The sequence below is a fragment of the Brucepastera parasyntrophica genome (assembly GCF_022376835.1).
GTDB classification, from domain to species: domain Bacteria; phylum Spirochaetota; class Spirochaetia; order Treponematales; family Treponemataceae; genus Brucepastera; species Brucepastera parasyntrophica.
This window is the reverse complement of record NZ_CP084606.1, coordinates 2,795,597-2,807,304: the sequence shown is the minus strand read 5'-3', so window position 1 is coordinate 2,807,304 and position 11,708 is coordinate 2,795,597. Positions and strand designations below refer to the sequence as shown.

The window sequence follows — 11,708 nt, the reverse complement described above, 5'->3', positions numbered from 1 at the left end:
CTATTTTATTCCGGCGTGATTTTTAAACCCGCCGGGAATTAAAAATCGCTGTATTAGTTAAACTTTAGAATCTGGCTTCTACCGTCTTTTTAATCCGGCTGACAGCCTCCCTGATACCCAATATCTGGATTGATCCGACAAGCGGGGGACTGATCCGGCTTCCCGTAACAGCCATCCGCACAGGCATCATAAAATCACCGAGCTTGACGCCGAGTTCATCTGCCTTCGCGTGAAAAAGCCCATTTGCCTGTTCCTCGGACAGACCCTCCAGTTTTTCAATAACATCTATTGAAGCAAGCAGAACTTCCTTTGTCTTTTCCGCGTCAAGCCGCTTCGGAATAATTTCCTCCGCGCCGGGAATTTCCGGTTCCTTGAATAAAAAAGCAACCATAGCAGGAGCATCAGTCAGGAAATGAAGCCTTTCCCTGATAAGGGGCATTACCTTCATCAGGATTTCCCTCTGTTCGGCGGTCGGCTCAAACAGCGCCTGATCCGCAAACAAAAGACCGGCGGATACCCGGGCTTCTTCATTCATTGGACAGAAAATTCCCGCGTTAGCGATAAAAGGCCACGTAAGGGAAAAAAGCTCTTCATCAGTTTTCAGGCGCATATACTGGCCGTTAAACCATTCAAGTTTTTTATAGTCAAATACGGCGGGAGCCTTATTAATATGGTCCATTTTGAAGAGTTTTTCCAATTCTTCCATTGTATACATATCCCGGCCGTCTTCATAGGAACAGCCGAGCATTGCGATATAGTTAATCAGGGCATCCTTCAGATAACCGCCGTTTCTGAATTCATTGCAGCTTGTGGCGCCATGACGCTTGGACAGCTTTTGCCCGTCCTGTCCCATAACCATCGGCAGATGGCAGTATTCGGGATGGTCCCAGCCGAAAGCCTGATACATCAGTACATGAAGAGGCGTGGAAGGAATCCATTCCTGGGCCCGCATAACATGTGAAATTTTCATATAATGATCATCTACCACATTCGCAAGATGATAGGTCGGGAAGCCGTCGCTTTTAAGCAGAACAGGATCAGGATTTATGTCTTCATTTTTCCACTCGATATCGCCGAGCAGAGTATCATGGAACGCGGTTGTTCCTTCGAGCGGGATCTTCAGTCTGATTACATAGGGAAGACCCGCGTCCATATTGGCCTTTACATCCTCCGTCGTGAGGGACCGGCAGTGCCGGTCATATCCCGGAGGCATTTTGTTCATTGTCTGTATTTTCCGTATGCGTTCCAGACGCTCACTGTCGCAAAAGCAGTAATAAGCGCAGCCTTTTTCCACCAGCTCCAGGGCGTGTTTTTTATACAGCTCGAAACGTTCCGACTGAACGTAGGGTCCGTATTCACCGCCTTTACTTCCGCCCTCGTCCCAGTCAATTCCAAGCCAGGAACAGGTATCATACAGGTTCCGGACATATTCTTCCGCATACCGGGTACGGTCAGTGTCTTCAAGCCGTAAAATGAATTTCCCGCCGGTAGAGCGGGCAAACAGATAATTAAAAAGCGCGGTGCGCACACCGCCAATATGCTGCAGTCCCGTTGGGGAAGGAGCATAGCGTACACGTACTTCCAAATATATCTCCTGGTCCGCAGGGTACTTTTTAGCACCGGGAAAACCGGTTTTCCCGCCTGCGGTGGGTTTATTTTTAATTATAGTGTGTAGAACCAATTTCAAAAATCGGTTGGTTTTGAAATTGGTTCTATAGAAAGCGTGTTAAACACGCTTTCTGCACTACATATAGGGAAGCGATTTCAAAATCTAGCATTTTAAAATCGCCACTGTATTATATGCTTTTTTTACTCATTGGACAAGATAAGACTCCGAAAGCCCGGCATATATACATGAATACTGCAGGGGGCCTTTTTTGTGAAAGGATTACAGTCCGCCTTTTTTCACTTCAAAATGGGAAAAAGACATCGCGAAAGAGGCTCTTCCCTGTGTAACGGAACGGAGTGCGGTGGAAAATCCGAACATTTTTGACATTGGAGCCTGGGCATGCACAACCTCGATAGAAGGTTTCGACTCCAGACTTGAAATGAGCCCGCCCCTCTGGGTAATCTGACTCATTGCGTCTCCGACATAATCCTTCGGACTCAGAATATCAACAGACATGATGGGTTCCAGCAGTTCAGGACCCGCCGCCCGGCAGGCTTCATCAAAGCCCATTGAAGCCGCGGCTTCAAACGCAAAGGGAGTTGATGTCAGCTCGCTGTACGTAATACCGGTAAGAGTAACTCCTATATCCACACAGGGGTAGCCGTAACGGATACCGGCGTTAAAGGCATTGCTGACCGCCTGTTCAATAGCGTCAAAAATTTCCTCAGGTGCCTCGTTTTTCTTTACATTATTCCTGAACAGGTTTCCGGACCCGCGGGGGAGCGGTTCGACACGGAGCGTAACACCGGCAGTATTTTCCTTTCCGCCTATAGTTTTGCTGAAATTCTCGGTATGTTCCACAGTTGCCGTGACAGACTCGCGGTATGTAACCTGGGGGTTCCCGACCCGGGCTTCAACTTTAAAATCATCAAGCATCCGGGTAACCAGCACATCGAGGTGAAGCTCCCCCATGCCTGAAATAATAAGCTGTCCGGTTTCCGCATCTTCCCTGCTTGTGAAAGTCGGGTCCTCTCTGGCGAGAATATCAAGGGTGTCATGAAGTTTGTCCCGGTCGGAAAGTGTTTTTGGTTCAATGGCAACCGAAATTACCGGTTCGGGAAAATGCATTTTTTCCAGGAGCACAGGCATTCCTTCACTGCCCACAGTATCTCCGGTCTGGGCCAGTTTCAGCCCCACGAATACGGCAATATCACCGGCGGAAACGGAATCTATGGCTTCCGACTTATTTGAATGCATTCTGAGGATTCTGTTTACCCGTTCGCGTTTTTTCTTGCCTACATTAAAAATCTGGTCACCGGTTTTTATTTTTCCGGAATACATGCGTACATAGCAGAGCGAACCGGCTTCCCGGTCATACTGGATTTTAAAAACAAGACCAATGGGTACTCCGTCAGGATTGCAGGGGATCCGGACTTCTTCTTCCTTTTTAACATGATAGCCGACCGCGGGCGGTACCTCATCAGGCGCGGGAAGATAATCGACGATGGCATCAATAAGCGGCTGTATTCCCTGGTTCCGGCGTGAGGCGCCGCATAAAAAGGGAACAATGTCACGGGCAATAACAGCCCTTCTGATTTCTTTTTTATAATCCCGGAGGGGACTTCTTTTCCTTCCAGAATCAGTTCGGTAATTTCATCGGATTTAACTGACAGACAGTCAAGGAGTTTTTCACGCCAGACACCGGCCTCGTCCAGACGGGCAGCATCTATCCCGGCCGTTTCGAATTTTTCGCCGCCGCTTTCCGCGTCCCAGCGGATTTCCTTCATTTCAATAAGATCAATAACGCCTTCGAAATCCTGCCCCTGTCCGATGGGAATCTGGAGGGCAACCGGTGTCACATTGAATTTCTGTTTGACATCATTCATTGCGGCTAAAAAATCCGCGCCGATTCTGTCCATCTTGTTGACAAAGCATATCCGGGGAACCTTATACTGGTCGGCCTGGTTCCAGACAGTCTCGGTCTGGGGCTGCACACAGCCGACCGCGCAGATAACGGCAACCGCGCCGTCCAGTACGCGCAGGGAACGTTCGACCTCAGCGGTAAAGTCAACATGCCCGGGCGTATCGATTATATTAATCTGAAAATCCCCCAGTAGGTTGTGGTCGCAGCGCTCTGGATCGTAATTCCCCGTTCCTGTTCCTGGGTCATCCAGTCCATTGTTGCTTCGCCGTCATCAATCTCGCCTATTCTATGTATTTTTCCCGTATAAAAAAGGATCCTCTCAGTAGTTGTGGTTTTTCCCGCATCTATGTGAGCCATGATTCCTATGTTTCTCATTTTTTCCAGCATTACTTCCCCCAATTATCGGATATATTCTAACGTTTTAATGAAAATTTCTCAAGCCGGGCTTGAAGAGATCATGTCCAGCCGGTCAGACCTATATCATCCCGGAAACTGCAAAAAGTACCGGGCGGCAGAAAACCGGCGAAGCAGGACCTGGATGGAGCGAATTAACAATACCTGCGGACATGCGCCAGACAGGAAAAAAACAGGAAACTGTCATATATGAACAAGTGTTAACCTGAATATTAACACTTGTTCACATAAACACATCTCTCCTTTTTACCGGCCGCCCCTGAGTTTTCCATGCCTGCAGTTTGTATACTTCTCCATACCCGGAAACAGCGTAGTGCAAAAACAGGATTGACAAAGATCACAACGCCTGCAATAATAACACCGTTATCAATAACAGTGTTATTATTGGCGCACACAATGAAGGAAAACGCACGGGACAGGATCCTCTCCGCAGGAAAGGATGAGTTCCTCTCCAAAGGATTTAAAGACGCCTCGCTAAGAACCATTGCCGACCGGGCCGGGGTCACCACCGGGGCGATCTATGCCCACTATCCGGATAAGGCAGCCCTGTTCCGGGCACTGGTGGAACCGGCAGCCTCGGAATTCCGTGAAGGCTTTATCCGGGCCCACGAACGTTTCAAAGCGCTTCCTGAAGCGGAACAGGTTGAGCAGATGCACGGTTATACCGCCGGGGAACTTCACCTTCTCTTTGACCGGATATACGGACAGTTCGAAGCGTTCCGGCTTATTGTATGCTCCAGCGCCGGCACGGAATATGAACACTATGTGGAATCCCTGGTGGATATGGAAACCGAGGCCAGCGCAGGATTTATCAAGGTTATGCGCCGCCGGGGGTATAGTCCCCGGAAACTCAAAACCAATCTGATCCATATCCTGTCCAACGCGTATATCTCGGCGGTTTTTGAAACCGTGGCCCATGGGATGAGCCGGAAGGAAGCCGGGGAATATGTGGACCATATCACCGCTTTTTTTACCGCCGGGTGGGATGTACTTTTGGGATTCGGAGTTCCGGCGGAGGATGCGCCGCGGCATGCTGCTTCCCGGAAATGACAGCGGCGGTTATATCCGCTGTTTGAAATAAATATACGGGATGTGAGGAACGGACACAGCGCTGCCCCACAGCCTATTTTTAGCATTTTGAAGTTAGCCAAGGCTAACAGAAATGCCTATATTCCGTATAAGGAGTCAACAATGACTGATGTAAGGAACAATCTTTTAACCGAGGATCCCTGGAAGCTGATGTTCCGCCTGAGCCTCCCGGCTATTCTGGGACAGTTTGTGGTGGGACTGTATGCCTTCGTGGATTCCATTTATGTGGGCCAGATGGTGGGGGTATCGGCCATGAGCGCCGTGTCCGCGGCATCCCCGTTTGTGCTTATTAACAACGGCATCGCCGTTCTGGTGGGTATCGGTTCCGGATCTATCCTGGCCCGGGCCGTGGGAGCGGGCGACCAGGCCACGGTGGACAAAATAATGGGGAACCTGACGGTACTGGTGATTCTACTTTCGGGACTCGTTATGGCAATCGGGATTCCCCTGGCCCCGGTTTTTCTGCGGCTCTCCGGAGCGGAAGGCGAAGTCCTGACCATGGGCGTGAGCTATCTGCGTACCGTGTATCTGGGTTCAATATTTGTGAACTTCATGCAGAGCGCCAATATGGTGATGCGCGCCGAAGGCCGCATGGGAACCGCCATGGCTATCATGGCCGGAGGCGCGGTGCTCAACATCATCCTGGATCCGGTGTTCATCCTGCTGATGCCCGGCCGGGGACCCCAGGCTGTCGCATTGGCTACTATCCTATCCCAGTTCTGCCAAGCGGTATTCACCCTTGTTTACTTTATCAAAAAAAGCCCGGTGGTGCGGTTCCGGAAAATCCGGCTGGAACCATCATTGCTTCCGGGAATATTTTCCGTGGGAGTGAGCGCCATGCTTATGCAGGTCCTCATGCTGGTCCAGATGACCGTGGTCTACAATACAGCGGTGCGCTACGGCGGGCCGGACCAGATTGCCCTTATGGGCGCCGCCCAGCGGGTGCTTCAGTTGGCCTTTGTGCCTATCTGGGGTATGAGCCAGGGGCTTCAGCCTGCGGCGGGCACCAACTACGGCGCCAAACAATACCGGCGGGTTAAGACCATGACCAATGTGTTCATCGCCGGCTCCACCATTCTGGCCCTGGTGTTCTTCGGTATTATGCAGCTTTTTCCCCGGGGTATTCTTTCGGCTTTTATCACCGATCCTTCCATTGTGGAACAGGGGCTGGGGAACTTCCGGCTTATGTATTCGGTCTTTCCCACCTACGGACTGCTGATCATGACCATGACTTTTTTCCAGGCCCTGGGCAAAGGAGCCAAGGCGGGCATGGTGGTCATGCTCCGGCAGATCGCCCTGATTGTTCCCCTGGTCCTCATCCTTCCCCGGTTCCTGGGAATCACCGGTGTATGGCTGGCCATCCCGGCCAACGACGCCATCGTTCTTGTCCTGGCCCTGGTGCTGCTTGCCGGGGAGTACCGGAATTTAACAAAACTGGAAAAGGGAGTTATGCCGCTGCCCAGCGCGGCTTAGTTCAATAAAGCAATCGGCTGTTTCTTTACCGAACTTTGCAGCTGCTTCTGCAGGAAAAAGTAACTGCGGAAAATGCGAGGAAGCCTTTCGAAAAATCCTCGCGGTTTTTGAAAAACATGGAAGAGCGCCGGCAATAATTAATCGGGTTTTGCCGGTACTAAGGAGAATATATTAATGGAAGAAAAACAAAAGAAATCCGGTGAAGCGGAAAGCGCCGAACCGAAAGAAAAATGCCGCCCCAGGAATACTGCCGGCTGGCTGGCATTGTTCGCCGCGCCCCATAAAAAAAGGTACATCGCTTCGGTGATTTTCGCCACTTTGGGGGTAGCCTGCAGCATGGCCCCTACTTCTGCGTGGGCCGGATAGTCATCGCCCTTATCCAGGGTATCAGGGACATTCCCTTTTATATCACCTGGTGCCTGGCCGCGGCGGGTTTCTGGGCGGTGCGCTACATCTTTCACGGGGTATCCACTACCCTTTCCCACAAGGCCACCTTCTCGGTTATCTCGGAAGTGCGGTTCCGGATTACGAAAAAACTCACCCGGCTGCCCATGGGATACCTTCTGGACACGCCCTCGGGAAAATTAAAAAACGTCCTGGTGGAACGGGTGGACAGCATTGAAACCACCCTGGCCCACATCGTGCCCGAGATGAGCGGCAATCTTCTCATATCCCTGGCGACAATAATATACCTCTTCGTTCTGGACTGGCGCATGGCCCTGGCGGCCCTGGTCACCATTCCTTTAGGAATGCTCTGTTATTTGGGCATGATGGCGGGGTACGAAGGCAGGTTCTCCAATTACGTGGCGAAAAACAAATACCTGAACGCCACGGCGGTGGAGTACATCAACGGCATCGAAGTGATAAAGATCTTCAACCAGTCCGCCGGGTCCTACGAGAAGTTCACCCGGGCGGCCCGGGAGGCGGCGGACGCGGCCATCGACTGGATGCGTTCCACCATCGGCAACTTCTCCCTGGCCATGTCCCTGTTCCCGGCAGTGCTGGTGGGGGTGCTCCCCATCGGCTGCCTTATTTACATGGGAGGGACGTTGAGCCTTGAGACCTTTATCATGTCCATCATCCTGTCCCTGGGTGTGGCGGGTCCCCTGATTACCGCCATGTCCTACTCCGACGACATCGGCAAGGTGAGCACAATTGTAAACGAAATCGCCGAAGTCCTGGAGGAACCCGATCTGGAACGGCCCTCCGAAACGGCGGCCCTGAAAGGCTACGGTCTCAGTCTGAAGGATGTGACCTTCGCTTACAAAGAAGAAACGGTTATTGATAGGGTGAGCCTGGAAATCCCGGAGGGCACGGTCACCGCCCTGGTGGGTCCCTCCGGCGGCGGCAAGTCCACCCTGGCCAAACTCATCGCTTCCCAGTGGGACGTGAACGGCGGGACCATCGCGGTCGGGAACATTAATGTGCGGAACATTCCCCTGGGTCAGATCAACGAAACAATCGCCTATGTGAGCCAGGATACCTACCTCTTCGACGAAACCATCCGGGAGAATATCCGTATGGGCCGGACCGGGGCCACGGATGCCCAGGTGGAAGAGGCGGCAAAGGCCAGCGGCTGCCACGATTTTATCATGGCCCTTGAACATGGTTATGAAACCCGGACCGGCGGCGGAGGCGGTCACCTTTCCGGCGGGGAGAAGCAGCGGATATCCATTGCCCGGGCCATGCTGAAAAACGCGCCCATCGTAATACTTGATGAAGCCACAGCCTACACCGATCCGGAGAACGAGGCGGTGATCCAGGCGGCGGTATCAAAGCTGGTGGAAGGCCGGACCCTGCTGGTCATCGCCCACCGGCTCTCCACTATCACCGACTCGGACAAGATCGTGGTGATTGATAAAGGCACAGTAGCCGCCCAGGGAACCCACAGTGAGCTGCTGGAAAGCTCACCCCTGTACGGACGGATGTGGCAGTCCCACATGGCCGCCCGGGACACGAAAACTATTGCCAGAGAGGTGACGGCATGATCGGCATATTCAGGAAATTCTTCCGGTTCGCCGGAAAACAGGCGAAACTTTTTTACCAGTCCCTGGTAATATCCCTGTTCCACGCTATCTTTGAAGCCCTGCGGATTCCCGCCATCGCCGTGGTCCTGGGAGCACTGCTTAACGGAACCATGACGTACAAGACTGTTCTGACCAGCCTGGGCATTATGCTGGTGAGCATCGCCGGCTGTACCATCACCCGGGCCAGCATGACCATGAAACAGACCAAGGGCGGCTACCGGGTGGCCACCAACAAACGCATCGAAATCGGGGAACGGCTCCGGTACATGCCCATGGGTTACTTCAACGACAACAGCCTGGGGTACATCACTTCCGTGACCACCAACACCGCGGAAAACCTCCAGGATGTGGCCACCCGGGTCATCATGCTCACCACCCAGGGCATACTTACCACAGCCATGATCACATTGGCGGTACTCATCTACGACTGGCGGATAGGGCTTCTTATCACCGCGGGGATTGCCGCCTTCTTCGGGATCAACGCCCTGATGCAGAACAAGTCCCGGAAAGTCTCGCCTTTAAAAACCGAAGCGGACAGCCACCTGGTGGAGGCGGCCCTGGAGTACATACAGGGGATCGCCGTGGTGCGGTCCTGCAACCTGGACCAGGGGGCGAACAAAACCGTGGACAAGGCGATCCTCCAAAATGAGAACATCAACTTCAAACTGGAAAAGACCTTCGTTCCCTTTATGTGTGTCCAGAGCCTGGTCCTGAAATTCTTCGGCCTTGCTATGATCCTGCTTTCCATTATTTTCTACTTCAACGGCACCATGGCTCTGATGAACTGCCTTCTTCTGGTGATTACTTCCTTTATGGTGTACAGCCAGCTGGATTCCGCCGGCAACTACTCCGCCCTGCTCCGGGTGCTGGATCTTTCCATGGACAAAATCAACGAGGTATTCGAGACGCCGGTGATGGATATCGGCGGAAAGGATATCAGACCGGAAAGCCGGGACCTCGCCGGCAAGGATGTGGATTTCTCCTATCAGGAACGGAAGACTATCGACAAGGCCAACTTTGCCATTCCCGAGGGAACCACCACCGCCATTGTGGGGCCTTCCGGCGGCGGCAAGACCACCCTGTGCCGGCTTTTGGCCCGGTTCTGGGATGTTGATTCGGGAAGCATTACCCTGGGGGACAGGGATGTCAGGGAATATACCCTGGACAGCCTTCTTGAAAATTTCAGCATGGTCTTCCAGAATGTTTATCTTTTTAACGATACCATCGCCAATAACATCAAGTTCGGCAAACCTGACGCCGACGACGATGAGGTCCGGGAGGCGGCCAGGCGGGCCTGCTGCCACGACTTTATCGCCGCCCTGCCGGAAGGGTATAACACGGTTATCGGCGAAGGGGGCGCCACGCTTTCCGGCGGCGAGAAGCAGCGGGTCTCCATTGCCCGGGCGCTGCTCAAGGACGCGCCGGTGATTATCCTGGACGAGGCCACAGCCAACGTGGACCCGGAAAACGAGGCCCTGCTCCAGGAGGCCATCGCCGAGCTCACCCGGAACAAGACCATCATCATGATTGCCCACCGGCTCAAGACCGTGCAGCACGCGAATCAGATTCTGGTCCTGGACAGAGGCAGGATAACCCAGCGGGGAACCCATGATGAGCTCATGAAAGCCGGCGGACTCTACGCGGACTTTATCACCATGCGGGAAAAATCCATCGGCTGGAAACTGGGCGGACGGGAGGAAAAGACATAAAACTTTTTACCTGACAAAGACCCCGGCCTCTGATTATGCCGGGGTCTTTCCCTTTACGCGGATATTCTCTATACTTCTGTATAAAGCACACAAACTTTTTTTGTAACTATAGAGGAGTCCGGAAAAATGAGAATCGAGCATTCCAAGGAAGATTATCTCGAAGCTATTCTCGTACTGAGCGAAAAGCAGCAGGAAGTCCGGTCTATCGATGTCGCTGACTTTTTCGGCTACTCCAAACCCAGCATAAGCCGTGCAATATCCCTGCTCCGGGACGACGGTTTCATTGAGCTGGATGAACATAAGCATATAAGCCTGACAAGGGAAGGCAGAAAAATCGCCGATAAAGTGTATGAAAAGCACACTTTTTTCCGGGATATGCTGGAACAGGCCGGCGTGGATGAGAAGACCGCGGCGGCGGACGCCTGCCGGCTTGAGCATGCTATCAGCAATAAATCCTTTGACAAGCTGAAGGCAGCTTATCTGAAAAACCATTCTCCGTAAATTAATAACGGACGGATATGCCGGCAACCCATAATCCGTCCGGAAAAGCCTCAGTTACGCCGGTTCCTCGGCGCAGTCATCACAATCTGAATGTTTTATTGAGCTGAAAATACGCTTGCCGAATGTACTGAGGAGTACAAGAGCAGGCGGATACAGTATCCATGTCCCGACCACAAACATTTTGGGATGCCCGTATATTATCTGAAGAAAAACAAGAAGATCCGTCGCATAAAAAAGGGTTGACCCTATTGTGATTTTCTTGCGTTCCAGTTTGCATACGTCACTGAGGACAAGACAGAGCGCCCGCCAGGCCATCAGTGCAAGAAGACACAGATAAACGGGAAGGACAAATTTGAGAATAGCTACTGTCTGGGGAATATCATTGAATACAACGCAGTAATACAGAACCGCAATAAGCGCAAAGGGGATGAGGAAGGGCATATCCTTCTTTTCAAAAGGTTTTTTCCTGACATAGAAGATCGTCAGACAGATATGTGTCACGCTGAACGATACAATGGCCAGATCGCCTACCGGAGTCAGATTAAGCAGCACATCCCCGATAACAACAAACAGAAGGGCAAGACTGATAAGCCAGGTCTGTCTGAAAGTCGCGGTAAGGCTGTACAGAAAAACAACGACAACAAAAGCGGGAATAACATATCTCACAGCATCGACGGAAAAAATTTTGAAAGCTACTATCACCGCATAAAATACGGCCGACACTGCAAGATAGACATACGAAATAATTTTTTCTGAAGAATTAAGGTTTGTATTTTTCATATCTACAATTATTAGTCTATACTACAGAGGTGTCAAGAAAAATAACATAAAACGCAAAAAAAAGAGTTGGACGAGAAAACAGGCAGACCAGACAATAACTGCATACTGACAGGATTGGTTCTGAAAAATTTGCGTCCTCAGCAGGACAAAACGTTCTTACCGGCAGGTCAGGAAGCTGAAAA

At 51.8% G+C, this 11,708-nt stretch carries 8 protein-coding genes and 1 pseudogene; 6 read left to right on the top strand and 3 right to left on the bottom strand.

All coding sequences use genetic code 11. The features are described 5' to 3' along the window. Nucleotides 1-64 precede the first annotated feature (64 nt). Nucleotides 65-1,585 carry a glutamate--tRNA ligase gene (gene gltX, locus K7I13_RS13495; RefSeq protein WP_255946520.1) on the bottom strand — a complete coding sequence of 507 codons (1,521 nt, stop codon included), beginning with the start codon at nt 1,583-1,585 and terminating at the stop codon, nt 65-67. A 303-nt stretch (nt 1,586-1,888) separates the two neighbouring features. Continuing rightward, nucleotides 1,889-3,920, bottom strand: a pseudogene (gene fusA, locus K7I13_RS13490) (elongation factor G). Between the two features lie 423 nt (nt 3,921-4,343). Between fusA and K7I13_RS13485 the strand changes: the two are divergent. The 6 genes from K7I13_RS13485 (at nt 4,344) to K7I13_RS13460 (ending at nt 10,746) form a co-directional block, all read left to right on the top strand. Continuing rightward, nucleotides 4,344-4,997 carry a TetR/AcrR family transcriptional regulator gene (locus K7I13_RS13485; protein ID WP_255946518.1) on the top strand — a complete coding sequence of 218 codons (654 nt, stop codon included), beginning with the start codon at nt 4,344-4,346 and terminating at the stop codon, nt 4,995-4,997. Between the two features lie 141 nt (nt 4,998-5,138). Beyond that, on the top strand, nt 5,139-6,509 hold the full coding sequence (locus K7I13_RS13480) for an MATE family efflux transporter (RefSeq protein WP_255946516.1): 1,371 nt from the start codon (nt 5,139-5,141) through the stop codon (nt 6,507-6,509). Between the two features lie 174 nt (nt 6,510-6,683). Beyond that, the gene (locus K7I13_RS13475; protein WP_255946514.1) at nt 6,684-6,875 is read left to right on the top strand and encodes a hypothetical protein; all 192 of its coding nucleotides are present in this window, start codon (nt 6,684-6,686) and stop codon (nt 6,873-6,875) included. Then, nucleotides 6,863-8,497 (top strand): ABC transporter ATP-binding protein, encoded by a 1,635-nt coding sequence (locus tag K7I13_RS13470; RefSeq protein WP_255946512.1) that lies wholly within the window; start codon nt 6,863-6,865, stop codon nt 8,495-8,497. The genes K7I13_RS13475 and K7I13_RS13470 overlap by 13 nt, the downstream gene beginning before the upstream one ends. After that, nucleotides 8,494-10,245: an ABC transporter ATP-binding protein gene (locus K7I13_RS13465; protein WP_255946510.1), complete on the top strand. Its 1,752-nt coding sequence runs from the start codon at nt 8,494-8,496 to the stop codon at nt 10,243-10,245. Before K7I13_RS13470 ends, K7I13_RS13465 begins: the two co-directional genes overlap by 4 nt. Before the next feature lie 126 nt (nt 10,246-10,371). Beyond that, nucleotides 10,372-10,746, top strand: coding sequence for a metal-dependent transcriptional regulator (locus K7I13_RS13460; RefSeq protein ID WP_255946509.1), 375 nt, complete (start codon nt 10,372-10,374; stop codon nt 10,744-10,746). A 54-nt stretch (nt 10,747-10,800) separates the two neighbouring features. Here K7I13_RS13460 and K7I13_RS13455 read toward each other — a convergent pair whose 3' ends face one another. Continuing rightward, nucleotides 10,801-11,526 carry a lysoplasmalogenase family protein gene (locus K7I13_RS13455; RefSeq protein ID WP_255946506.1) on the bottom strand — a complete coding sequence of 242 codons (726 nt, stop codon included), beginning with the start codon at nt 11,524-11,526 and terminating at the stop codon, nt 10,801-10,803. Between the last annotated feature and the right edge of the window lie 182 nt (nt 11,527-11,708).

Excerpts from the sequence above, each read along its gene's own strand:
- K7I13_RS13475 (WP_255946514.1), top strand. The coding sequence starts at position 6,684 with ATGGAAGAAAAACAAAAGAAATCCGGTGAAGCGGAAAGCGCCGAACCG.
- K7I13_RS13485 (WP_255946518.1), top strand. The coding sequence starts at position 4,344 with ATGAAGGAAAACGCACGGGACAGGATCCTCTCCGCAGGAAAGGATGAG.
- K7I13_RS13465 (WP_255946510.1), top strand. The coding sequence starts at position 8,494 with ATGATCGGCATATTCAGGAAATTCTTCCGGTTCGCCGGAAAACAGGCG.
- K7I13_RS13480 (WP_255946516.1), top strand. The coding sequence starts at position 5,139 with ATGACTGATGTAAGGAACAATCTTTTAACCGAGGATCCCTGGAAGCTG.
- K7I13_RS13455 (WP_255946506.1), bottom strand. The coding sequence starts at position 11,526 with ATGAAAAATACAAACCTTAATTCTTCAGAAAAAATTATTTCGTATGTC.
- K7I13_RS13460 (WP_255946509.1), top strand. The coding sequence starts at position 10,372 with ATGAGAATCGAGCATTCCAAGGAAGATTATCTCGAAGCTATTCTCGTA.